Source organism: Bacillus sp. K2I17, from assembly GCF_002209985.1.
In the GTDB taxonomy this organism is placed as follows: domain Bacteria; phylum Bacillota; class Bacilli; order Bacillales; family Bacillaceae_G; genus Bacillus_A; species Bacillus_A wiedmannii.
On record NZ_NJGF01000008.1, the window covers coordinates 48,269 to 71,135 of the forward strand.

Genomic DNA, 22,867 nt, shown 5'->3' on the forward strand with positions numbered 1-22,867 from the left:
TTTTGAACAAAAAAACACACTTTGTATAATAAAGTGTGTTTTCCTTTTATCTTCTTTTTTGATGAAATCCTTGTGTAATGCGGTCTAATATAATCGCAATGACAACAATAGCTAGTCCGGCTTCGAATCCCATTCCAATATTAACTTGTGTTACAGAACGGTATACATCAACTCCAAGACCTGGCGCTCCTACAAGAGATGCTGTTACTACCATCGATAAAGAAAGCATTATACTTTGGTTCACACCAGCCATGATTGTTCCAGTTGCGAGTGGTAATTGTACTTTAAATAATTTTTGTGATGCGGTAGAGCCAAATGCATTCGCTGCTTCAATTAAATCTTCTGGAACTTGTCTAATTCCTAAGTCAGTAAAACGAATTGTCGGTGGCATTGCAAAGATTACGGATGCGATAATCCCAGGCACTACACCTACTCCGAAAAATGTAATTGCAGGAATAAGATATACGAAAGCCGGCATTGTTTGCATAAAGTCTAATGTCGGTTTTAAAAATTTTGAGAATCGTTCATTTTGAGAAGCTAAAATTCCGATTGGGATTCCTACAATAATTGAAATAATAACAGACGTAAGTACAAGTGCTAATGTTTGCATCGTCTGTGCCCAGTAGTTAATATTTAAAATAAATAATAAACCGATCAGTGTAAAAATAATTAAAGATACCTTTCTCGTTGTGTACCAAATGAGGAAACAAAGGATAATAATCATCAATATGGCCGGTATTATTGTTAAAAAATTAGTGAGTAAATCAACGAATCCACCGATAATATAAGAGAATCCTCGGAATAAGCCTTCAAGGTGCTCATATAAACTTGCAACAAATGAATCGACCCATTCCCCTAATGGAATACGTGGTATACTACTCATCGTCTTTCACCTCTTCCTCAATATTACCTGCAAGAGCTTGAATGACACTTTCGCGTTTAATAATTCCTCTAAGCCTTTTCTTCTCATCAATTACTGGTAACGGATATTTCATCTCCGCCATTTTCGCATACGTTTCTTCAAGTAAAGTATCTAAATACACATGCGGGATATCGGTAAGTAATAAATCAGCAATTGGCCACTGTTTTTGAACGGCTTTACTCGCATCATCTGCCGTTAATATCCCTAAAAACTCATACTTTTTGTTAACAACATACACAGTAGAAACGCCAGCGTTCCTCATAATTTGAAGTGCTACACGCGGTCCACGATCAATTAATAAAGTCTCCGGTCGTTTTAATATAGATTCCGCCGTGATTACTTTTCCTAAATTTACATCCGCTACGAATTTCTCTACAAATTCATTGGCGGGACTCATCATAATTTCTTCCGGTGTTCCAATTTGGACAATCTCTCCATCTTTCATTAATGCGATACGATCTCCAATTCGAAGAGCTTCATCTAAATCATGTGTAATAAAAATAATTGTTTTCTCCATTTTATCTTGTAATTCTAACAGCTCATCTTGCATTTCTTTTCGAATCAGTGGGTCTAATGCACTAAATGACTCATCCATTAACAATACATCTGGATTATTTGTTAATGCCCTTGCGATTCCAACACGTTGCTGCATACCGCCACTAAGTTGACTTGGATAATTATCTTTATGATGATCAAGTCCTACTAACTGTAGCGATTCTAACGCTTTATTCTCTCGTTCCTCTACTGGAACTCCTTGAATTTCTAACCCGTACGCAACATTTTGTATCACTGTACGATGTGGAAATAAAGCGAACTTTTGAAACACCATACTCATCTTCGTTCTTCTCACTCTTCGCAACTCTTCTTTTCCCATCGTTGCGATATCTTCACCATCTATGTATATATGCCCCGCTGTTGGTTTAATTAATTGGTTTAACATCCGAACTAACGTAGATTTCCCGCTACCAGACAAACCCATAATAACGAAAATCTCTCCAGTATATACTTCAAAGGTTGCCTTTTTTACACCAACGTTCATTCCTGTCTCTTTCAAAATTTCCGATTTGCTTTTTCCTTCTTTTAATAAAGACAGCGCTCTTTGCGGGTGTTTCCCAAATACTTTTGTTACGTTTTCAACACGCACCTTTGTATTATCCATGTCACTACTCCTTTTCTACCCATCTATTCATATAGTGTTGCGATTTTACAAAGAAATATTACATAAAAATGACATTCATAAGATTTCTTTAAAATTCGCGTTTCCGTTCATAATAAGAATGCTTACTTATACATTTATTTAAAAAGGCAAACATTTCTTAGGAGGGTTTCGATGAAAAAGAAAATATGGCTTATATGCCTTGCATTATTTATTACTATGATATTCTCTTCATGTAATGCAACAAATGCAAATTCGAAAGGAAAAATTAAACTTGGTGTAACAAGTTGGAAAGAAAACATTGCAACGGCAAACATGTGGAAAGTTTTATTAGAACAAAAAGGTTACAAAGTTGAGCTCATGTACTTAGAAAAAGCTGCAATTTGGACTGGCGTTGCTCGCGGTGATGTTGATGCAAATTTAGAAGTATGGCTACCTGTTACGGATAAACCGCTAAACGCTCGTTATAAAGATGATATAGTCTTAAAATCAAAATGGTATGAAGGTACTGGACTTGGCCTTGTCGTCCCTTCTTATATGAAAAACATTAACAGTATTGAGGATTTAAATGCTCATAAAGATGAACTAGATAACAAAATTGTCGGTATCGAACCCGGTAGTAGTCTTATGAATTTAACAAATAAAGCGATGAAGGAATATGATATTAAACTAAAACTTGTCCAATCTTCTGAAGCTGCGATGATGAGTGAATTAAAGAAAGCATATACGAAAAAGAAACCAATCGCTGTTACGCTTTGGAATCCGCATTGGGGCTTTTCAGAATTTGACTTAAAATATTTAAAAGACCCTAAGAAAGTATATGGTGAAAAAGATGATATTTATTACTCTGTTCGTAAAGGTTTCGAAAAAGATTATCCAGATATCGTGAAATACTTTGACAAATGGAAAATGAACGATGAACAACTTGGTACATTAATGGTCATGTTAAATAAAACGAAAGACCCTGAAGAAGCGGCGCGCAAATGGATTGAAAAGAATCAAGCGCTAGTTGATGAATGGGTAAAAGATTAATAAAACAGGCTAGAGGATATGCTATTCCTCTAGCCTGTTTTATCTTATTTTTTCGTAACAACATCATCTACAATCCCATATTCTTTCGCTTCTTCAGCAGTCATAAAATAATCTCTTTCTGTATCATGTGCTACTCTTTCAATCGATTGCCCCGTTTTTTCTGCAATCATTTTATTAATATCACGCTTTAACTTTAGTATTCTTTTCGCTGTTATTTCAATTTCTGTTGCCTGGCCTTGCGCACCACCAAGTGGCTGATGAATCATAATTTCACTGTTAGGGAGCGCAAACCGTTTTCCTTTTGCACCTGATAATAATAACAATGCACCAAATGATGCTGCAAATCCCATGCATAGCGTTTGTACATCTGGTTTAATGAGATTTATCGTATCTAATATGGCAAAACCCGCTGTTGTTGAACCACCTGGGCTATTGATGTATAAATATATATCTTTCTCTGCATCTTCCGCTTCTAAAAATAATAATTGAGCTACGACACTACTCGCTACTTGATCATTTATTTCTGAACCGATAATAATAATACGATCTTTTAATAACCTTGAATATATATCATAGGAACGTTCTCCTAATTTCGTTTGTTCTACTACATATGGAATTGCATTCATTTTAAATCCCTCCAATAATTGTTATGCAACGCAAAGCATACAACTGTAGGAAAAAGGGTTTTTCGCATAAAACAATAAGACTGGCTGTATAGATGGTAACTTAGTAAAATCTATTGTCGGAAGGAGTTTCGTTAATAATTCTGGTCTCTCCTCACGAATAGACGTTACTACAACTTCAATATCATCTGTGAATTCGACAATCTCTATCCCTTCTTCGCTTACAGTTTTCAGCCTATTTCTACTCCGAAATAAAGAGGCTTTTACTGCACCTTCTGATACGGAACATACTTTAGCAATATCAGCGATACTATATTGAAAAACATCTTTTAATAATAAAATTGTGGATTGTTGTACATTTAATGACGATAATACTTTCCCTACCATTTCATGCAAATCTGCAATGTTCTCTTGTGGGGCATCAAAAATAATTTGTTCCTTTATTTTTTCATGGACTGATTTTGATTTCATCTGGTCTATCCAGCGATTTCTAGCTATTTTATATACAAGCGTCATACAAATATCTTTATTACTATATTTTTGAAGAACTTTACAAACTGTTTCTTGAGCAAGATCTTCGCCGTCCCATTTGTTTTTCGTTAAAAATGTACAGTACCTTTTCAATTCTCCATATTGCTCAATTAAAAAGTTTATATTTGAATGATTCATATCGATATGATTCTTTAAAATATGAGTTACTTTTGTGCACAAAATAACCACTCCTTTTCAGCGCTTACTTAATTAACGATTAAACAAATAAAAAAGTTACGGGGCATATAAAAAAATTATGTTTATGTTCAATAATTCGCGGTCATAAATATGTTATGTACAATTTTACGTGAGGAGGAACAAATTTGCCAAAATTAACAATTGAAGGTGCGGGAACTTTTGATGTAAAAGAAGGCACAAAGTTAGTATTAGCGATCGAAGATAACGGTGTACACATTCTCCATCGCTGCGGTGGGAAAGCACGCTGCACAACTTGTAGAGTAGAAATTATAGCAGGTGAGTTTTGTGAAGCAAGTTCTAATGAAAAAAATGCAATTACGGAAAAAGGAATTGAAGATCACTTACGTTTATCATGCCAAATGCACGTACATAAAGATATAGTCGTTCGTCCTATACTTACAGTGGAAAATTCAGGTCTAGATGCAGGCCCACGTCCAGCAGAATAATATGCTGAATTTAAAACAGCTCGCTGGTGAATATGCTGCAAACTTTGTAAAATATGGGATGAAAGTTGGACTTGGCACAGGTTCTACTGTATATTGGACGATACAAAAATTAGGTGAGCGTGTAAAAGAAGGCTTAGCATTTCAAGCTGTACCAACGTCAAAAGAAACGGAAGTATTAGCTAAACAACTAAATATCTCTCTAATTTCGTTAAACGACGTACAAAGCCTTGATCTTACAATTGATGGAGCGGATGAAATTGATGCTAATTTACAACTTATAAAAGGTGGTGGTGGCGCATTACTTCGCGAGAAAATTGTTGCCACTTCCTCCAAAGCACTAATTATTATTGCTGACGAATCGAAACTTGTAACACATTTAGGTACTTTCCCAGTGCCTGTTGAAATTATACCTTTTTCATGGAAACAAACCGAAAGGAAAATTCAATCTTTAGGTTGTCAAACAACGTTACGTTTAAAAAATAACGAAACGTTTATTACCGATAACAAAAACATGATTATCGATTGTATATTCCCTCATAACATATCTAATCCAGCCAATTTACACACTCAATTAAAAATGATTACAGGTGTAGTTGAAACAGGGTTGTTTGTTAATATGACTAGCAAGGCGATTATTGGAACTGAAAACGGAATAGAGGAATTATAAATCCGCTTTATTCCGTGTAGTTAAAAAGGATGAGGTGCTTCCTCATCCTTTTTTCATGTCATTAGTAACGAATCTAATTGTATGAATTACAAACATTATAATAAAAATTACTGTAACAATTAACGGAAAGTAAAAATCATTAGATGTTGTTTTACGGCTATATATAATGAACCAAAATATAGGTATACCAGGTAACATTACTACACCACTAACAAAATTGAGGGTAATTTTATTTATTTTGCTTTTTAACAGAATATGAATAATGAAATTAGAAAGGAAAATAAGAAATAATGTAGTTATTAATAATGACATTATACAGCCTCTCCTTTTCCATATTGATTGCAGGCGTTAGTTCATAATATATTCTTTTTGACGTCAGAAACTCAAAATCATTTATTTTATGAAAAATTTAACTTCCATCTTTTTTATTGTTCAAGCACAAAAAATAAAATAATGTTGAAGTATGATATACTATGAAAACAAAAGAACATCACTCTAGAAAGGGCTGAACAATTTGCACTCCAAAATCATAACAGAACTTACAGATTTAGAAACTGCCTTTCATATTCGAAAAGAAGTATTTGTAAAAGAACAAAATGTCCCTCTTGAAGATGAATTCGATACATTCGATAAAATTGGTGAGAAATGCAAACATATTTTAGTTTATTATAACGATCTTCCTGTAGGTACAGGTCGTATACGATTTGTTGACGGTGCAGGAAAATTAGAACGCATCTGTATTTTAAAAGACTATCGTAAATACGGATTAGGAAAAGTAATAATCAAAGCGCTAGAAGAAATTGCTCGTGACAAAGAAGCTACAAAAGTAAAACTACACGGTCAAACACAAGCTGAAGGATTTTATAAAAAATTAGATTATCAAACTTCTTCTGATGTATTTATTGAAGATGGTATTCCGCACGTTATTATGACGAAAGTACTATCATAATAAAAAGGGTAGTATATGAATTTATATACTACCCTTTTTTATAAATAGAAAAGTGAATTCTCAAGATTTTCTTTTGCATCAAAGCCCATCATCTCTTAGTTCATATCTAGGTAAAGCTTACACTGTTTTCCATAATGATAAGGCATAAATCCAGTTTGGATCCCCATTTCCTTGATAACTCTGGACAGCTTCATATACTTTTCCCTCGTGTAGAACTCTATCTCCCTTTTCATATGCTTTCTTTGCATTCCACTCTTCATATGAAGCGCTTTCAGTTTTTGTAGTAATTGTGAATATATCACTCTGTACAGATTCATTTCCAGCTACATCAACAGCTTTCACTACATATTTATAAGTAGTATTAGGAAGTAAATTTTTATCCATATAAGAAGTCGTATTAGATGTTGCAATTTTTTTCAATGATCCTTCTGTTTCTCTATAAATATCGTAATGGTCTACACCAATATTATCGTCAGAGGGACTCCACATTAGATCCACACTTGACGCTGTCGTTCCCATACTATGTAATCCTTTTGGTTGTGTTGGTACTTCTGTATCAGGCGCCTCAACTGTTGTTTTTACTGTAAGCGCTGCACTTTCTTTCGATACATTTCCAGCTGAGTCAATTGCTTTTACAGTATAAGAGTATTCTGTACTTGGTTGTAATTTTTTATCAATAAAATGAGTTCCTGGTACTGTATCAATCATCTCTCCGTTACGGAAGATTTGATACCCTTTTACCCCTACATTATCCGTAGAAGCGTTCCACGTTAGTTCTATACTATTCGCTGTTACGTTTTGTGTCTGAATTCCATTTGGACTACTTGGAGCTTCTATGTCCGGTTTCACATCATTAATAAGATTAACATCAATTACATTATAAAATGCATTTGCTGTATCAGCTACATCCCATACTGCTAAAATCACATGATATCCACTACGATCAGTAGGCACATTGATTTTGTGAGTTAAATGATTTGAGGCTGCAGAACCATCATGTTGTACAGTTCCAATTGGTTCTAAATCTGCTCTTGTGAGCGCTTTATTTGGGTTCCATTCTTTTTTTGTAATATAGTAATGCCATTTACTTGTTAAGTGAGGCGCTGTATATTTCCAAGTAAAAGTATTTTCCCCGCCTGTGATTGTATTTTTAAACCAACGATCAGCTGTTTGTTGATCTAAAACACCACCAAATTTACCACCTGCAGAAGCGATTTGGCCATCAACTGGGCCAGCTTGCGGGAACCCTTTTGGAGCTTCCAAACTTTGTGGTTCATACATAACACTTCCACAGTTTGCATTTAGTGCACCATAGGTTGGACTACATAAAGCAGATCGGCTGCTAGGCTTTTCAACAAAACCGTGCGCGTATGCGTTTTGAGGAATAAGTGTCGTGCCAATAATTCCAGCTGTTAATGCAACAGCTCCTAGACTTTTTTTGTTCATTTTCATGTTTTGTAGTTGTTTTAATAATCGATTATTCATGTTCCTGTCCCCTTCTTGTTATACTTTGTAGTGTAATGTGGGCTTCGATGTAAAAGAATAACAAGAGACAATTTTGTATCGATGTATGTGTTAATTATGCATACACCGCAGTGAAAATATATTTCATTTCTTGTGAAATATTTCACTTGATGAATATATCATGACATAAAAATCATCAAAGTATGTGCAGAAGTTGTGCAGAAATGATGAAAGCATTAGTAACACGTAAAACTATGGTCCGAATTTATAAAACAGAATATTTAACCTTTCAAAACAACGAATTCTCCGCTTCATATAAAAGAAGAGTGTCTATACCATTTCATATAGACACTCTTCTCATGTATAATCTTACATTTATTACTGACCTATAAATGTAAAAATCTCATCAGCAGCTTTCTTATAGCCACCAGATTTTCGGAAAGACTCCTTCAAATTCAATGCAGCTTCTTTATATGATGGATTATTTAATACAAATTCTACACTTTCACGTAGTTGTTCCACAGTTAATTCATTTATAGATAACTTAATCCCAGCTCCTAGATTCTCTACTTGCTTTGCGATTACTGGCTGATCTGCACTTTGCGGAATTACAATGAGTGGAATCCCGTTATTTAATCCTTCATGTGTACTGTTCATTCCGCCATGTGTAATAAACAACTTTGTATATGCAAGTAGTTTAGTTTGTGGTACATAGTTTTTTACAATGAAGTTTTTAGGAATGTTACCTAAATCACTTATTTTTGTTTTATTACCAATAGACATAACAATAGTATGATCACTATTCTCGAACGCCTTCATACAAAGTTTATAAAAATCAAGCGATTCATTAAAAACAGTGCCTAGTGAAATGTAAATCGGGCTTTTTTCTTCAATTGTAGTAAAATCAAACTCTTCATCTTTTACTTGTGCAGGGATGGATGGACCTACAAATTTAAATGTTTCATTAAACATATCTCCAAAAGGTTGGAACTCTTTTATTGTATACACAATAGTAAGTGGCGCTGCATTACAGAAAACTTCATATGGTGAGTTTATTTCAACATTATATTTTTCCGCAATCCCCTTAGTTAATCTTTCAAAATCATTATGTATCCTATCCTGAACTTCCATTGGGATACTTTTAGACAAGTAATCCAACATTTGTTCAAATGATTTTTCATTCTGTGCAAAAGATGTACAAGAATTTATTGCTGGAAGATTTAGAATTTGAGCAATTAAACGGCCACAGCCAAACATTGAATCATGAATGATGTAATCAAACTGTTCCCCTTCAATTTGTTCAAGAACATTTGGTATAATAACATCTGCCGTATGTAAAAGACCATTTATTCTCTCTGGTAAATAATTTCGACCACCGGAAAGAAAAGCATTTATAAATTTTTGATCGTCAATTGTTCGTACAGTAGCACCCGTCTTCTCAATACGCTCTCTAAAAGATTCTATTGAAAAATAAACTACCTCTTCCCCGCGTGAGACTAATTCTTCTACAACTTGCAATGTAGGATTTATATGTCCTTCTGATCCAGTATTAATGAATAAAACACGTGCCACTTAAAACACTCCTTCATTAAAATCTTTTCTATGTTGTCATTAGTATTACAGGTATTTTGTCTTATTCTTCTAAATGGACCTAGCAAGCCTAAATCCAAGGTCATCTATATGAAATGTAGGATGGCTACGGCGACGACAAGTCGCACCGCAACCTCTAGCTGCTTCAGCCCAGCTACCGCCGCGGAAAATTCGGTATGATCCGTACACTTGTTCATCATATAAATCATAGCACCATTCCCAAACGTTTCCTAACATATCGTAAAGTCCCCATGCATTCGGTTCTTTTTTTCCGACCTCATGAATATGTCCACTAGAATTTTCATTGTACCAAGCAATCTCTTTCAGTTCTCCATATATGTATCCGGTAGTTCCTGCCTTACACGCATATTGCCACTCTGCTTCAAAAGGTAATCGGTACCCATTTGAATCTAAATTACAACTAACAATTTGACCACCATCATTAATAGAATAACATTCTTTTAATCCCGCTTTTTTTGAAAGTAAATTACAAAATATAATGGCATCATTCCATGAAATATTTACAACTGGTTTGTTACTATTTTCATTACCATTTAGTGCACGATTCATAATAGCATAATATAATTCCACTGTTACAACATACTTTGCAAGAAGAAACGGTTTAACTTGAACTTGCCATTGTTTTTTTATTCGATCATCTCTTAATTCTACTTTTCCTGCTGGAATTTTCACCATATTAGAATCAACCGGGCTAATGAATCTATTCAATCCTATCCCCCCATGTTACTTCCTTTTATAGTCTAACTATCTATGGTATCGTATTTCTCTAAAAATAGTCTTACTTCATTTGAAGATTTTAAAATAATAACCTCTTTTTCCTTACTCAATTGATTTAGCCTTTTTAAAATTGAGGGTCGTTTCGTTTTAGGATATTGCCATATCCATTTAAAAAATTGCAAATCAAACCTTTCTTCACATCCAGCACCCATATCCGGTCTTGTTTTATTCCGATATTGAACAACCCTTTTAAAAGCACGATAAACACATATTGTTCTATGAATATCAAGAAAGATAATTGTATCAGCAGCGTTAATTCTTATGTCCATTGTCCCGCCATAATTCCCATCAATAATCCACTCATCTTCTTTAACTAATTCATTTTGAACCTTTCTTTGCTCCTCTTTCGGTACACCTTCCCAATTCGGTTTCCAAAATAACGCATCAAGATGATGTACTTTAATATTTAATTTATTACCTAACTGCCTTGCTAATGTAGATTTTCCTGAACCACCAGAACCTATTAATATTATTTTTTTCATACATACCCCTTTTTAAATCTATTATTTCTTCTGTAACATAAACTCACAAAACATTCCAATCCCAACACCAATTGTATAAGCAACTAAATCACTCCACAAAAATCCGTAACCTAATACGAGGCCACCTAAAGTCGTTGCACGAATGCTATCTATCCATTCAGCATGATACAATTGGCTTACTTCAATCCCGTAGCAAAACAGTAAACTTATAAAAGCCAATTTCTTCGTTTCTATTTTAGGAAATAAAAAACCGAGCCCTGTAAAAATCATGAGTGCCCATAAAGCATCGCCTAAGTACGCGTTTAATAGATGAGGTAACGCAAAAGCTAACTTTCTTGAGCTAAGACCTAAAATAATTATAACTATAGTAAATAGCGCATATAATAATCTATTTCGTTTCTTATTCATCTCAAAATCTCCTAATATGTAATTAAAAACTGTAAATAGGTAGTAAAATATAATTATTTTACTACCTATTTTTTAATGGCTTTCATAATAAGAAAATGTGGATTTGTATTTAGATAATGATATGATGTTTCATTTACTTCTCTCATTTTTTCAACCGGCCTCGGTTCCACCATTTTATCTAACACAAAATAATTTGTTGTTTCATTAATTATGTCTTGGAGTGATCTTCTAAAAAAGCTAACTTCTATTGTAATATTTGGTTTAACCCAAGTATCTACTAATAATTGTTTTTCGAAATAATTTTCACTAGTAAACTTTGTAAAATCCATAAAAGGATGATGAATGGAGTATATAAATTCGCCACCTGGCTTCAATACTCGATGAAACTCCTGAAATACTTTATCCCAATTTTCTAAGTAATGAAGCGTTAACGAACTTACAATAACATCAAAAGTATTATCTTCAGATGGTAATACTTCTTGCAAATCATGACAAAGAAACGTTGCTTTATTACCCGTACTTTCCTTTGCAGCTTTTACCATTTCAGAACTTACGTCAATTGCAGTAACATTTGCTCCCCTTTCTACAAATTGAGTAGTATACCATCCAGCTGCACATCCAGCATCTAATATACTCTTCCCTTCTAAATTCTTTGGAATCATCTCCATCATCGCTGGTCTTTCATAATAACTGTTATATGGATTTGCCAAGTCTAGATTTTCTTTATATGTAATCGCTAATTTATCATATGTATCTTTGATCGTGTCTTTCATTACTTCCACCCCTTATACATATTAATCTAATAACTCTTGCTGCTTTTTCTTTGAAAATGATTGTAGAACTAAATCATATGACCAATCAATCATCTTATTAATTTGCTCTTGCTCTACATCTTTATGTATATACACTGTATTCCAATGTTTTTTATTCATATGATACCCGGGAATGATTGCTTCTGGATACTCTTCTCTTAATCTTAATGCAAGTTCTGGATCACATTTTAATGTAATCGCAGCTTTTTCTCCTTCTTCATGGTTTATTATCGCAAATATTTTATTATTAAGCCTCATACATGTTGCATTCCAACCATCAGGAGAATCTTCAGTCGCTTTTCTTTTTGATAAACAATATGTTCTTGTTGCATTCATTTTCCTTTGCACCTCTTATTCTTTCACTATTTGATTACGATGCATTACAATTTGTTTCGTCGCTTGAAATTGGTGTTCACCATAAAACTTTATTAACTTCTCTCCACAAAATAGACTAACAATATGAACATGAGATATTTCTTGAAGTAACATTGTAAGCATCTTCTCCCCAATCCCTTTATTTCTTACAATCTCATGCACAACAACATCTTCTATGTACGCTCGAAAAACACCATCAGAAACAACTCTAGCAAATCCGATTAATTCATTTTCTTCCCATACTCCAATTGCTATACTATGCTTTAACATTTTTTGAATATCAATTTCTTTTCTTTCTGGCCACCAACCGACAGAGTCATAAAGTTTTTTTATTTTGCCTACGCAGATTGGTTGTTCATGTTGCAATTTATACGTGTACATTTTCTTTCTCCCATCAAATTACTCATTATATTTATTTTGTCTTACTTTACTTCTTTCAATATAAAACTATAGAATCCAACCTGTTACAAAAAAACTTCATAAAATAAATTTATAATATCAATTTTACAATTGCAATCGTTACTCTCATCCTTTCATATTACGTATATCAAATATACAGAATAAGAGAAAACTAATGAATATAATACCAAAAGCATTTCTCATATTATTTTTAACTATTAAAACTTGAATTTCTTGCAATAAATGGTAAAGTTAATTAGGTAAAAAATATACAAAGTGAGGCGATTTTTTGAAAAAGTTTAGTTTATTACTAACAGCATTTGTCATAATTTTATCATTATTCATCCCTAATTTTACAAGTGCTAAATCTTTCCCTGATGTCCAATCTAATCATTGGGCAATTAAAGAAATTAACTATTTATCGGATAAAGGTATCATTAAAGGTACGCCAGAAGGAACTTTTAAACCGAGTGATGATGTAACTCGTGGACAAATGGCCTTAATGCTAGATTTATCCTTAAAATTAGAAAAACCATCTAGCTATAATCATATTTTTTCCGATGTAGCCAAAGGTATCTATTACTATGATTCTGTACATAAGTTAGCACATAATAACATTGTACAACGTGAAACAAACTATTTCCCTGACCGCTCATTAACTCGTGCAGAAATGGCAGTAGTTTTAGTTAAAACTTTTAATTTGAAGCCTACAGGTGCAGACGTCAATTTCCCTGATGTTCCATCTAATCACTGGGGTTACAATTATGTCAAAATTTTAGCACAAAATAATATTACTACTGGATTGCCTGATGGTACATTTGGTCCAGGTGTAAAAGTAACTCGTGAGCAATTCGCTGCATTTTTGGCTCGTGTATTAGAACCAAATTTCCGTCCAGCTCTTCCTAAGCCTAAAGGTAACTTAGAGGTACATTATATTGATGTCGGACAAGGTGATGCTACTTTTATTAAATCTCCAAGTGGAGAAACGATCCTTATTGACGCTGGTAACAATGGCAAAGGTAAAGTAGTAGCGAATTATTTAAAAGGATTAGGATTCCAAACTATTGATTATATGATTGCCACTCATCCTGATGCTGATCATGTAGGCGGATTAGATGAAGTGCTTTATGCTATGAATGTAAAAAACATTTACGCCCCTAAAGTAAGTCATACGACACAAACGTTCAAAGACTTCCTAACTGCTGTAGCTAACAAAGGATTAACAATTAAAGAAGCGAATTCTGGAGTAACTTTACCAATCAACGGTTTAAACTCACAATTTTTAGCTCCCGTGAAAGAATACGATAACGATCTAAATGAGTGGAGTGCGGTATTAAAAGTAACACACGGTAGCAAATCTTTCTTATTTACTGGTGATGCTGAATCTAAAAGTGAAAAAGATATGGTTCTAGCACATGGTTCTAACCTAAAATCTGACGTATTAAAACCTGGTCATCATGGAAGTAAGACATCTTCTTCTCAGCCATTTTTAGATGCAGTGAAACCAAGTATCGCTGTAATTAGTGCAGGTGCAGGTAACCGTTATGGCCATCCTACACAGGAAACTTTAGCAAAGTTACATTCAATGTCTGTTAATGTATATAGAACTGATTTAAATGGAACTGTAATTATAAATAGTGATGGCTCTAACATTTCTGTAAGAACGGAGAGATAATTATGAAAAGAGGTATTATTGACCGTTTTGAAGGCGAACTAGCAATTATTGAATTGAATAACGTAACAATTGATGTACCTAAATCCAAACTCCCTTCTACTGCAAAAGAAGGTGATATTCTTATAATCGAGGATGATACGTATACAATTGATAAAGACGAAACAGATAAAAGAAGACGTGAAATCCAAGATTTAATGAATAAGCTATTTGAATAGCAAAAAAAGAGCCATCCTGTTGGAGGGCTCTTTTTTGCTATTCAAATAGTAACTAGTAAATTTTTATTATTTAACTTCATACCACCAACCTTTTCGATCAAGCCAGCCTTTCATAGCATTTAATTGCGTATCACTAGTTGGTTCAGTAACAAAATACGTTAAACCATCCGATTGTAAAATGAAGGTAGCAGTCATTTTTAAAGAAGTTAACGCTCCCATAACATCTGGAGTTTCATCAGGTGAAAAGGCTCCAGATTGAATGATATTTTGTTTAGAAACTTGTCCTTGTATATTTTCTTGTTTCGGTACTGATTCAGTAAACCAGGAAAGTGGTTTATTACCTATTAATTGATTTAAATCACATTTGCCAATACCTGGTACATTACCTGTCTCCGTGTATTGCCAAATATCACAAGGATATGCTGGTTTATTGCCGCCATATCGAGGAATCCATACAAAATCACTTTTTACGTTCGCTATTCCGAAAGGCTCATATACATGATGGCCAACATATAAACCAACTTTTTTAGCACCTAGTCGGCGTAATTCATCGATAAAAGCTTGTGTACCTGCTCTAATGTCATCCATTGTCTTCACTTCTACATCAGCCGCCCAAACTGTAGCGCTCTTATCACCGCGATTCCAAAAATCTTGCGCTTCCTTCTTCGCATCAGCAATTGAAATAAATCGGCAAAATGCATAATTACCGAAAGGAATATTTCTTATTTTCAATGCTTGAGCGTAATTTTTATATAAAGGGTCTACGTAATTCGAACCATCTTGTACCCTAGCGATTACGAAATCTAGTTGTGGAGCTGCTACATCCCAGTTAATGTTACCGTTCCATTTCGAAATATCTACAATATAACCCATTGCTTAACACCTCCTTTATTAGTATTATATTCAGAGCTCGTCTTATTGCTCTTCTGCTCTTAAAAATTCAACAACATTTGTTAGAAAAACCTATACTACAAGTGTCTTCTACAAAAACAGTAACTCATTTCCAATAAAAAAGAAAATCATAGTTATACGAATCGTACTATTTGTTCTCATAATTACATCAGCTTGAGTAGTTGCTATAAATTAAAAATAGCATCACCTTGTTTGGTGATGCTTTTAAAATCAATTTTTCTTCTAGAGCACGAATACTATTACTATAGCCGCTTCTCTAAAAAGTGTTGGCTATGTCCTTTAGGATGATCTTCAACAACACCATATTCTCGGTAGCCGTGCTTGTTATAAAAATCTGGCGCTTGAAAACTAAATGAATCTAATAATATTAATCTACACCCTTTTTCCTTCGCGATGTCTTCGATTTTATGTAACAGTTGACTGCCATAACCATCATGACGAACTGTTTCATCAACCCATAAAAAATCTATATGAAGATGATAAAAATACATCGTTCCTGTTACCCCACCAAATATTTTTCCATCCTCATCTTTTACTACAAAACTTACTTGCTCCATCGGCTGTTTTGCTTCATCCCTTAAAATCGACATGTTATATTGAATTACTTTATTTTTTATGTACTCTCCTTCAGTGCGAGTACCATTCTCTATGTGTTTCATATATTTCTCCATTTCAACTTAGTAAGCTATCTTTAATTTTTACTTTTTCTCTTTAAAATAGTAATAAACACGAATCCACCATAAGTAACAAAGCATGAAAAACCAATTATCCCTGGCACTGAAACATAGCCTATTCTTATATAACTTATAATTGCAAAACTAGCGATAGACAATAAAATAGATGGCCAAAATATAAGAGCTGTTTTGCTTCCTCTCTGTTTCGATGTACTTTCTTTCTCTTTAGAAATACGTGTGCCAAAAAGCAATACTATACAAATGAGGATTGCTGCAAAGTAAATCGTATCTAATGACAGATTATGATCATAAATCGCAATTCCAACTTCAATAGCGATAATCGTTAAAATTAATATGATGATTGTTGAAGTTTTTAAGTTTCGTTTCAATTTTCATACCTCTTTTTATATTGTTTTATCACATTCTTAAATTTCGATATAGAATATTAAAAACCTTTTTTGTTACATGATATTTATGCATACAATAAAAAAGATAGCATGAAATTTCCCCATGCTACCTTTCTAAAATACATAATTCGCATAACGCAAACATTTACTCTTCCGTAGGCTTTTTAGGACCATTAAGCTTCAATTGATAAAAAGCTAAATCTAACCACCTATTAAACTTATAACCAGCCTTCTTAATTGTCCCCGCATGAACAAATCCATAGTTTTCATGTAAGGCAATGCTTTTCTCATTTTCTGCATCAATTCCAGAAATTAAGGTCATATATTCCCTTTCTTTTGCAACTGTGATCAATGCTTGCATTAATGAAGTTCCTATCCCATTTTTTCTATATTCCTTATGAACGTACACAGAATGCTCAATTGAATATTTATAGGCAGGCCAAGCTCTAAACGGGCCAAATGTCGCAAATCCTACTATTTTATTATCTAATTCACATACTAAAATCGGATAGCCGTTAGCCTTTTTTTGTTCATACCAATCTATTCTATTTTCAAGGGTTACAGGTTTATACGTATAGACGGCTGTTGTATTCAATATAGCATCATTATAAATATCTAAAATGTATGTGACATCTTGTTTCCTTGCTTCCCTTATCATCACTTTCTTCCTTTCCTCTAATTTCACTCCTATATACGAATACGAGCTTTTCGGAAACCATCAAATATATTTAACGCAGCAGACAAAATGTAAATGATAATACCTCCACCAATTAACCACTTTTTAACTTCCTCTGGAGAAGTAGTAAACACATTTGCCACATACGTAATAAATCCTTCATTAAATAAGTGCGGATTTACTATAATTACAATGAATACTATTGTTCCAACTATTTGAAGAATAGCATTCCCGATTGCCAGCTTTTTCGTCCATTGTCCTTGTACTAACTTATAAAGAGATATACCTATTTCAAACACAATCACAATTACAACGATTGGCCAATACTGAAGTAACACCTCTTGATTAAAAGTTGCCGCGACAAACTTCAATCCGCTTTCTGTACCATGATATACACCTACAAGATGGTTCGCATAAAAATAAAGTGTTGCCCATATTGCCGTCCACATCAACCCCCCAAATACTTCGAACTTTGAGATCGACTTTTTCTTTGGAATATACGAAGTATTTTTCAAATCATCAGGCGTCCACTTTTTTAAACTTGTCGTCAACGGTTGAGTACCTTTGTCTTTATCTGTTCTTTCTAAAATTGCAAATACAAGTGTCAACCAGAAAAATACATGGAGGCCTACTTCGATAATTTCCCCAATTCCTTTACCTATCAGATTTAAAATAACATTTAATACCGCTTGCTCACCATCATATCCTACAAAATTTTCTGCAACCATTGCAATGAGTGCGATAACAGCTGCAATCGGTATGATCATTTTTAATAATGTCGTATATACATCAAAATAACGTGGTCCAATTAAATACATCGTCCTATCTAAGTACCCATTTGCCAATGAAACTGGACTCCCCAATTTTTCAAGAACTCTTTTTTCATCATCTTCATTATAATCATCAGGTAACATATCCTCGATTGTTGACCGTAGTTCAAGAATAATATCTTCACGATTTTTTTCAGGTAATCTCTTCGCTACTTCCTCGACGTAAATATCAATCAAATTCATTCTTGTCCTCCTCCTTTAATAATTTATAAAGTTCTTTCGAATCCTTTATCCATTCCTTTTTCAACTGCAAAAATATCTCTAATCCGTATTCACTTAAAATATAATACTTACGCGGTCTACTCTCCGTTTTATCCCAACTACTCGTCACTAGCTCCTGCTTTTCTAATCGGCGAAGTAGTGGATATAACGTACTTTGATCGATTGTAATCCCTGATTGCTCCAATAATTGGACAAGTGAATACCCATACTGCGGTGTTCTTAACTGGCTTAAAACCGCTAATGTTAATGTACCTCTTCTTAGTTCAGTAATTAACGAATTTAATAAAGCATCCATTCACTCACCTCATTTTCATTACTATATGTCATACAGTATGTGTTTTATACTATGTATCGTACAGTATTAATGTGATAAAAACAATACGTATTTACAAAAAATAGAAAATAAAAAAGCACAAACTATATATTTTGTGCTTTTCTGGCTAATTTAAATGCTTATAACAATTTTAATTTTGTACCTCTTGTAATATAAACTCTCCTTTTTCTTTAATAAATGGGGTAACATTTACAACTGATTCAATATGAATTACTCCATATACATGCGGATATTCTTGACCGTTAGAAGCAAGTTCATATTTTATTTCTGCTTTTATTAAGGATCGATCAATTGTCAGTAATAAAACATCTTCTTCATGACTAAAATGTTTTTCAGCAACTTCTAAAGCTTGTTTTAAAAATGAACAATGAATAAATCCTTCTTCTTTTAGTGAAGTTTCATTAATTTCTCCATTTATCTTTGCGATTTCCCAATTTCTTTTTGTTATTACTTTTGTGATCATTGTTATTTTCTCTCCATGTCTTTATATAGAAAAACAAGAGGTTCTTCTTTTTGTTACTAGAAACGCCTCTTGTTTTTCATATTTATTTTATTCCTTTAATTAAAGGCGATGCTTCCCCGCTATGGAAAATCCATAAATCATGAAGTGACCTTGTACATCCGACATATAGTAACTTCGCATCATGTTTCATATTTTTATAATGTTCTTCATCAACATCGATTAATAGAACCGCATCAAATTCTAGCCCTTTTGCCAAGTATACAGGTACTACTGAAATACCACCTTCATATTTACTTTGATCTGCTTCAATGACGTTTACGGCCAATCCTGCTTTTGTTAATTTCTCATATATATCGCGACATTCATCTTCTGTTCTTCCTATTACCGCAATTGTTTTCACATCTTCGTTTTGTAGATGTTTTAACGTCTTCATAATCTCATTAAATTGATCTTCTGCATGGATTACCTTAACATTTTCACCACTGCGAAAAACTGGTGTTGCGAGCCCAACTGGAATCTCTGCGTTTTTAATTATTTCGTTCGCAAATTCTATAATTTCTTTTGTAGAACGATAACTTCTCGTCAGTTCATAATAACCTGTTTCTTGGAATACTTCCTTAAAAGCACCCCAATCTTCAATCCCTTGATAATCATAAATTGCTTGAGATAAATCACCTAATATGGTGAAAGAATTACCTAGTGTAATTTCTTTTAATACATACACTTGGAATGGTGAGAAATCTTGCGCTTCATCAATAACGACGTGATGGAATTTCTGTCCGATTTCAATACCTGTTATGCGGTGATGTAAGTAAATTAAAGCTGGTAAATCTTCTACATACACTTCTTTTTTACGACAACTCTTTTCAGTTTCTTTCACAAGTTCTTCAGGCAATACTTCGAGTATTTCTTTACTTTTCAATATTGAACTATAAAGTGAAAGTGGGCTCATTTTCGGCCAAAACTTCATATATGTGTTCAATCTCTTTGTCGCTTCTTTTTTTAATAATTTCTTCTCGTTTGTTTCTCCATACTTTTTCAGTTCAATTTCAATCCAGCGCTTCATTCGGCCGACTAATCTTTCTCTTCTTTTCTTTAATGGATAATGTTTATATTCAACTTGCATCCATTTTTTTATGTCTTCTACTGGAATAATAGCTTTGTCCCATGCCTCAAAATCACTTGTTGGTATTAATTCTTTTTCAAATTGAACCATTCTCTCTTCAATAAAGGACTTAAATTCCAGCGTGCCTTTCAATTTACCGAGCATAACCTTTTCTTCATCACGATTAATAGAAAAGGCTTCTTTCAACTTTTCTTCTGTTTGCTTTAGTTTCACAGAATCATCTAACGTACGTAATGCCCAATCTGGAAATGTTGTTTGACTAATATTCCCTACACCTAATTCAGGAAGCACACTCGAAATATAGTCTAAAAACAGACTATTCGGAGCGAATACAATCATTCTCTCAGCTTCTAATTGTTCACGATATTCATAAATTAAAAAAGCAAGGCGATGTAAAGCGATCGTTGTTTTTCCGCTTCCTGCAACCCCTTGAATTAATAATGGTAAGTTTCTTTCCGCACGAATAATATCGTTTTGCTCCGATTGTATTGTCGAAACAATATCCTTTAGTTTATTATCTTTATTCTCACCTAATCGATATAGAAGAAAATCATCGGCATGTGAGACATCTTCATTTCCTTTTACATATGTATCAACAACACGTTCTAGTTCTCTTTTTCGAATAGAGATGTTTCGCTTTAAATACACATCACCTTCTACTAATCCGTCTGGCGATTGATAAAATGCTAATTCATCTCCACCGGTAAATGAATAAAACATACTTGCAACAGGTGCCCGCCAATCTATTACAATTGGTTTCATTGTGTCTTTATGTGAAACACCTACTTTACCGATGTAGATCGGCATAACATCTTCCTTGCCATCCTCTTGAAAATCTAATCTTCCAAAGTACGGTTCTTGTACACCGATACGTAAATTTTGCCTATTAGATTCTCTCATACTTTCTAGAATTTGTTCTTTAAAATCATCTCCATAATAAACCGGAATGTTTTCGAGCTGTTCTAATTGATCATCCATCGTACGTAATGTATCTTTCATCCTTTGTAACTCTTCTTCAAAAATGTTGTTCATTTGATGATTCCCTCCTGTCCGTTCTAATTTTTCAGTCGAAATACAATTGTATTAAAAATCCATTTATAAAGTCAATAGTTTTAGTAAGAATTTTCTAAAACAAAGAAGAGTAGAGATTAATCTCTACTCTTCTTTATTTTAATTCGGTACGCCAAACATTCATTTAAAGTTGCTAATTCTTTATATTTTCGTTTTTCAAAATCATATGCTCCGCCTGGGAAGAACCCTACAATACTTAATCCAGCTTCAGCACATAGATTGCTAATCTCATCTACCGTATAACAACGTAAAGACTGTGTAACTATATCATTTTGATTATTAGGATGCCACCAATGATCTAACATTCTTTCATTTATACTATCATATTCGTATTTTCGCATAGCTGCACTTAAGGTCATTTCTTGTCCACTTACCTTTTTCCAATAAAGTGGTTAATAAATATCAATAAGTGCACATCCATCATCCTTCATCCAGTTTTTAATCCGTTTTAATAGAATCAATTGCTCATCATCTGATCCTACACCAAATCCGTCTAAATAACTAACAACATCAAACTTTTCTTCAAAATTAATTTTATAAAAATCAGCGCAATGAATATCTATATCATTAGTAGAATGTTCTTTTGCAAACATAACTAACTCTGGTACAAGCTCAACAGTAGTCATTTTTACTTGTAACTTAGACATCGCCCTTGCAAATCCACCATTTCCTGCTCCTAGTTCTAACATTGACTGAAATGGATGTCCAATTTGTTCTTGAACTTCTTTCGCAACCTGTTCTAACCAGCTTTCTGTATTAATATCGTAATTGGATAGTTCGAATTGTTTTTCGTAAAATTCTCTCACATCTAATTCATTCATTATTATTCTCCTCCTGCAATAGATTTTTCTTCTACAGGTGAGAAACTAAATTTCTGACACCCATGAAAAAAGGTTATTATTCTCTATATTTACAATTTTATCAAAATAATAAGAATTTTTAAAGTAACAATATAAAAAGCAGATAATGAATGATCCCACTATCTGCTCTATGGCTGCTATTATTTTTCTTGTTGATACTCTACCCAATCACCAGAAATGATAACTTTCTTTAACATCTCTTTATCTTGAGCGACATACACAAATGCACGTATTATTCTATCTCCTAAATAAATCGTTTCGGTGATTCGGTCATATAAATCACTTTCTGCATTACCTGTATATTCTTCAAGTTCATCTAATTTTTGCAGAACAACCTCATTTACTTCATAAACTTCTCCGTATACTTTGTCCTCATTTGAACAAATCATTGCCGGATACCCCTCGTTTGTATCAAATAATTTACCATACGTCCATGCTCCGTCTGCGATGCATATTGCACCTTGCATAAAATGAGCATTCGTTTGCTCTTTTCTTAATGTGCCATACACGAAAACGTGATGCATATATCCCCTATCCCCTTTATATATCT

General features: G+C 33.5%; 28 protein-coding genes and 1 pseudogene. 6 read left to right on the forward strand and 23 right to left on the reverse strand.

The features are described from left to right. Positions 1–46: 46 nt before the first annotated feature. The gene (locus CER22_RS11885; RefSeq protein WP_000095064.1) at positions 47–883 is read right to left on the reverse strand and encodes an ABC transporter permease; all 837 of its coding nucleotides are present in this window, start codon (positions 881–883) and stop codon (positions 47–49) included. Further along, entirely contained in the window at positions 876–2,081 is a 1,206-nt protein-coding gene (locus tag CER22_RS11890; protein ID WP_000370614.1) for a quaternary amine ABC transporter ATP-binding protein, read from the reverse strand. The genes CER22_RS11885 and CER22_RS11890 overlap by 8 nt, the downstream gene beginning before the upstream one ends. Positions 2,082–2,252: 171 nt before the next feature. On the opposite strand from CER22_RS11890, the gene CER22_RS11895 reads away from it, so the two are divergent. Beyond that, positions 2,253–3,110 carry a glycine betaine ABC transporter substrate-binding protein gene (locus tag CER22_RS11895; RefSeq protein WP_048547352.1) on the forward strand — a complete coding sequence of 286 codons (858 nt, stop codon included), beginning with the start codon at positions 2,253–2,255 and terminating at the stop codon, positions 3,108–3,110. Positions 3,111–3,154: 44 nt separating this feature from the next. Here CER22_RS11895 and clpP read toward each other — a convergent pair whose 3' ends face one another. Further along, entirely contained in the window at positions 3,155–3,736 is a 582-nt protein-coding gene (gene clpP, locus CER22_RS11900; RefSeq protein ID WP_088608823.1) for an ATP-dependent Clp endopeptidase proteolytic subunit ClpP, read from the reverse strand. 21 nt (positions 3,737–3,757) lie between these two features. Next, positions 3,758–4,444, reverse strand: coding sequence for an RNA polymerase subunit sigma-70 (locus CER22_RS11905; protein ID WP_088608824.1), 687 nt, complete (start codon positions 4,442–4,444; stop codon positions 3,758–3,760). A 143-nt stretch (positions 4,445–4,587) separates the two neighbouring features. Here CER22_RS11905 and CER22_RS11910 point away from each other — a divergent pair, with 143 nt between their 5' ends. Continuing rightward, positions 4,588–4,908 (forward strand): 2Fe-2S iron-sulfur cluster-binding protein, encoded by a 321-nt coding sequence (locus CER22_RS11910; protein WP_001125375.1) that lies wholly within the window; start codon positions 4,588–4,590, stop codon positions 4,906–4,908. Between the two features lie 4 nt (positions 4,909–4,912). Then, complete coding sequence (rpiA, locus tag CER22_RS11915) at positions 4,913–5,575, forward strand: ribose-5-phosphate isomerase RpiA (RefSeq protein WP_088608868.1); 663 nt, start codon at positions 4,913–4,915, stop codon at positions 5,573–5,575. Positions 5,576–5,617: 42 nt separating this feature from the next. Here rpiA and CER22_RS11920 read toward each other — a convergent pair whose 3' ends face one another. Continuing rightward, positions 5,618–5,887, reverse strand: coding sequence for a hypothetical protein (locus CER22_RS11920; RefSeq protein WP_088608825.1), 270 nt, complete (start codon positions 5,885–5,887; stop codon positions 5,618–5,620). 202 nt (positions 5,888–6,089) lie between these two features. On the opposite strand from CER22_RS11920, the gene CER22_RS11925 reads away from it, so the two are divergent. Then, entirely contained in the window at positions 6,090–6,524 is a 435-nt protein-coding gene (locus CER22_RS11925) for a GNAT family N-acetyltransferase (protein ID WP_060486723.1), read from the forward strand. A gap of 117 nt (positions 6,525–6,641) precedes the next feature. Here CER22_RS11925 and CER22_RS11930 read toward each other — a convergent pair whose 3' ends face one another. The 8 genes from CER22_RS11930 to CER22_RS11965 form a co-directional block, all read right to left on the reverse strand. Next, positions 6,642–8,009, reverse strand: a complete 1,368-nt coding sequence (locus tag CER22_RS11930; protein WP_088063682.1) for a lytic polysaccharide monooxygenase — start codon at positions 8,007–8,009, stop codon at positions 6,642–6,644. 357 nt (positions 8,010–8,366) lie between these two features. Beyond that, a complete protein-coding gene (locus tag CER22_RS11935) occupies positions 8,367–9,560 on the reverse strand; it encodes a macrolide family glycosyltransferase (protein WP_088608826.1) in 1,194 nt (397 codons plus the stop codon). Positions 9,561–9,629: 69 nt separating this feature from the next. Then, entirely contained in the window at positions 9,630–10,274 is a 645-nt protein-coding gene (locus CER22_RS11940) for a formylglycine-generating enzyme family protein (protein ID WP_087983915.1), read from the reverse strand. A gap of 65 nt (positions 10,275–10,339) precedes the next feature. After that, on the reverse strand, positions 10,340–10,858 hold the full coding sequence (locus CER22_RS11945; protein ID WP_088063684.1) for a DNA topology modulation protein: 519 nt from the start codon (positions 10,856–10,858) through the stop codon (positions 10,340–10,342). Between the two features lie 21 nt (positions 10,859–10,879). Beyond that, a complete protein-coding gene (locus tag CER22_RS11950) occupies positions 10,880–11,266 on the reverse strand; it encodes a ribosomal maturation YjgA family protein (protein ID WP_088608827.1) in 387 nt (128 codons plus the stop codon). Positions 11,267–11,331: 65 nt separating this feature from the next. Further along, positions 11,332–12,039, reverse strand: a complete 708-nt coding sequence (locus CER22_RS11955) for a class I SAM-dependent methyltransferase (protein ID WP_088608828.1) — start codon at positions 12,037–12,039, stop codon at positions 11,332–11,334. A 21-nt stretch (positions 12,040–12,060) separates the two neighbouring features. Beyond that, a complete protein-coding gene (locus tag CER22_RS11960) occupies positions 12,061–12,414 on the reverse strand; it encodes an MmcQ/YjbR family DNA-binding protein (RefSeq protein ID WP_088063687.1) in 354 nt (117 codons plus the stop codon). 15 nt (positions 12,415–12,429) lie between these two features. After that, positions 12,430–12,834, reverse strand: a complete 405-nt coding sequence (locus tag CER22_RS11965; protein WP_000288955.1) for a GNAT family N-acetyltransferase — start codon at positions 12,832–12,834, stop codon at positions 12,430–12,432. Positions 12,835–13,141: 307 nt separating this feature from the next. On the opposite strand from CER22_RS11965, the gene CER22_RS11970 reads away from it, so the two are divergent. Together CER22_RS11970 and CER22_RS11975 are read left to right on the forward strand one after the other, a co-directional pair. Further along, positions 13,142–14,527 (forward strand): S-layer homology domain-containing protein, encoded by a 1,386-nt coding sequence (locus CER22_RS11970; protein WP_088063688.1) that lies wholly within the window; start codon positions 13,142–13,144, stop codon positions 14,525–14,527. A gap of 2 nt (positions 14,528–14,529) precedes the next feature. After that, positions 14,530–14,742: a DUF3006 domain-containing protein gene (locus CER22_RS11975; protein ID WP_087983863.1), complete on the forward strand. Its 213-nt coding sequence runs from the start codon at positions 14,530–14,532 to the stop codon at positions 14,740–14,742. A 66-nt stretch (positions 14,743–14,808) separates the two neighbouring features. Here the strand turns inward: CER22_RS11975 and CER22_RS11980 are convergent, their stop codons facing one another. The 10 genes and pseudogenes from CER22_RS11980 to CER22_RS12025 form a co-directional block, all read right to left on the reverse strand. Beyond that, complete coding sequence (locus CER22_RS11980) at positions 14,809–15,615, reverse strand: N-acetylmuramoyl-L-alanine amidase C-terminal domain-containing protein (protein WP_088608829.1); 807 nt, start codon at positions 15,613–15,615, stop codon at positions 14,809–14,811. A gap of 281 nt (positions 15,616–15,896) precedes the next feature. Then, a complete protein-coding gene (locus CER22_RS11985) occupies positions 15,897–16,313 on the reverse strand; it encodes a GNAT family N-acetyltransferase (protein WP_088608830.1) in 417 nt (138 codons plus the stop codon). 32 nt (positions 16,314–16,345) lie between these two features. Continuing rightward, on the reverse strand, positions 16,346–16,717 hold the full coding sequence (locus CER22_RS11990) for a hypothetical protein (RefSeq protein ID WP_088608831.1): 372 nt from the start codon (positions 16,715–16,717) through the stop codon (positions 16,346–16,348). A gap of 163 nt (positions 16,718–16,880) precedes the next feature. Then, the gene (locus tag CER22_RS11995) at positions 16,881–17,393 is read right to left on the reverse strand and encodes a GNAT family N-acetyltransferase (protein ID WP_088608832.1); all 513 of its coding nucleotides are present in this window, start codon (positions 17,391–17,393) and stop codon (positions 16,881–16,883) included. Between the two features lie 29 nt (positions 17,394–17,422). After that, positions 17,423–18,424 (reverse strand): HAAS signaling domain-containing protein, encoded by a 1,002-nt coding sequence (locus CER22_RS12000; protein ID WP_088608833.1) that lies wholly within the window; start codon positions 18,422–18,424, stop codon positions 17,423–17,425. Next, the gene (locus tag CER22_RS12005) at positions 18,411–18,758 is read right to left on the reverse strand and encodes a PadR family transcriptional regulator (RefSeq protein WP_048547374.1); all 348 of its coding nucleotides are present in this window, start codon (positions 18,756–18,758) and stop codon (positions 18,411–18,413) included. Before CER22_RS12005 ends, CER22_RS12000 begins: the two co-directional genes overlap by 14 nt. Positions 18,759–18,927: 169 nt before the next feature. Next, complete coding sequence (locus CER22_RS12010; protein ID WP_097890109.1) at positions 18,928–19,260, reverse strand: DUF952 domain-containing protein; 333 nt, start codon at positions 19,258–19,260, stop codon at positions 18,928–18,930. 82 nt (positions 19,261–19,342) lie between these two features. Then, positions 19,343–21,418 (reverse strand): HelD family protein, encoded by a 2,076-nt coding sequence (locus CER22_RS12015; protein ID WP_087983855.1) that lies wholly within the window; start codon positions 21,416–21,418, stop codon positions 19,343–19,345. Between the two features lie 116 nt (positions 21,419–21,534). Then, a pseudogene (locus tag CER22_RS12020) lies at positions 21,535–22,278 on the reverse strand (class I SAM-dependent methyltransferase). 179 nt (positions 22,279–22,457) lie between these two features. After that, positions 22,458–22,841 (reverse strand): gamma-glutamylcyclotransferase family protein, encoded by a 384-nt coding sequence (locus tag CER22_RS12025; protein ID WP_075307402.1) that lies wholly within the window; start codon positions 22,839–22,841, stop codon positions 22,458–22,460. Positions 22,842–22,867 lie beyond the last annotated feature (26 nt).

Excerpts from the sequence above, each read along its gene's own strand:
- CER22_RS12015 (WP_087983855.1), bottom strand. The coding sequence starts at position 21,418 with ATGAACAACATTTTTGAAGAAGAGTTACAAAGGATGAAAGATACATTA.
- CER22_RS11895 (WP_048547352.1), top strand. The coding sequence starts at position 2,253 with ATGAAAAAGAAAATATGGCTTATATGCCTTGCATTATTTATTACTATG.
- CER22_RS11945 (WP_088063684.1), bottom strand. The coding sequence starts at position 10,858 with ATGAAAAAAATAATATTAATAGGTTCTGGTGGTTCAGGAAAATCTACA.
- CER22_RS12000 (WP_088608833.1), bottom strand. The coding sequence starts at position 18,424 with ATGAATTTGATTGATATTTACGTCGAGGAAGTAGCGAAGAGATTACCT.
- CER22_RS11960 (WP_088063687.1), bottom strand. The coding sequence starts at position 12,414 with ATGAATGCAACAAGAACATATTGTTTATCAAAAAGAAAAGCGACTGAA.
- CER22_RS12025 (WP_075307402.1), bottom strand. The coding sequence starts at position 22,841 with ATGCATCACGTTTTCGTGTATGGCACATTAAGAAAAGAGCAAACGAAT.
- CER22_RS11885 (WP_000095064.1), bottom strand. The coding sequence starts at position 883 with ATGAGTAGTATACCACGTATTCCATTAGGGGAATGGGTCGATTCATTT.
- CER22_RS11995 (WP_088608832.1), bottom strand. The coding sequence starts at position 17,393 with ATGATAAGGGAAGCAAGGAAACAAGATGTCACATACATTTTAGATATT.
- CER22_RS12010 (WP_097890109.1), bottom strand. The coding sequence starts at position 19,260 with ATGATCACAAAAGTAATAACAAAAAGAAATTGGGAAATCGCAAAGATA.
- CER22_RS11940 (WP_087983915.1), bottom strand. The coding sequence starts at position 10,274 with ATGGTGAAAATTCCAGCAGGAAAAGTAGAATTAAGAGATGATCGAATA.
- CER22_RS11920 (WP_088608825.1), bottom strand. The coding sequence starts at position 5,887 with ATGTCATTATTAATAACTACATTATTTCTTATTTTCCTTTCTAATTTC.
- clpP (WP_088608823.1), bottom strand. The coding sequence starts at position 3,736 with ATGAATGCAATTCCATATGTAGTAGAACAAACGAAATTAGGAGAACGT.
- CER22_RS11985 (WP_088608830.1), bottom strand. The coding sequence starts at position 16,313 with ATGAAACACATAGAGAATGGTACTCGCACTGAAGGAGAGTACATAAAA.
- CER22_RS11890 (WP_000370614.1), bottom strand. The coding sequence starts at position 2,081 with ATGGATAATACAAAGGTGCGTGTTGAAAACGTAACAAAAGTATTTGGG.
- CER22_RS11930 (WP_088063682.1), bottom strand. The coding sequence starts at position 8,009 with ATGAATAATCGATTATTAAAACAACTACAAAACATGAAAATGAACAAA.
- CER22_RS11965 (WP_000288955.1), bottom strand. The coding sequence starts at position 12,834 with ATGTACACGTATAAATTGCAACATGAACAACCAATCTGCGTAGGCAAA.
- CER22_RS11955 (WP_088608828.1), bottom strand. The coding sequence starts at position 12,039 with ATGAAAGACACGATCAAAGATACATATGATAAATTAGCGATTACATAT.
- CER22_RS12005 (WP_048547374.1), bottom strand. The coding sequence starts at position 18,758 with ATGGATGCTTTATTAAATTCGTTAATTACTGAACTAAGAAGAGGTACA.
- CER22_RS11980 (WP_088608829.1), bottom strand. The coding sequence starts at position 15,615 with ATGGGTTATATTGTAGATATTTCGAAATGGAACGGTAACATTAACTGG.
- CER22_RS11975 (WP_087983863.1), top strand. The coding sequence starts at position 14,530 with ATGAAAAGAGGTATTATTGACCGTTTTGAAGGCGAACTAGCAATTATT.
- CER22_RS11950 (WP_088608827.1), bottom strand. The coding sequence starts at position 11,266 with ATGAATAAGAAACGAAATAGATTATTATATGCGCTATTTACTATAGTT.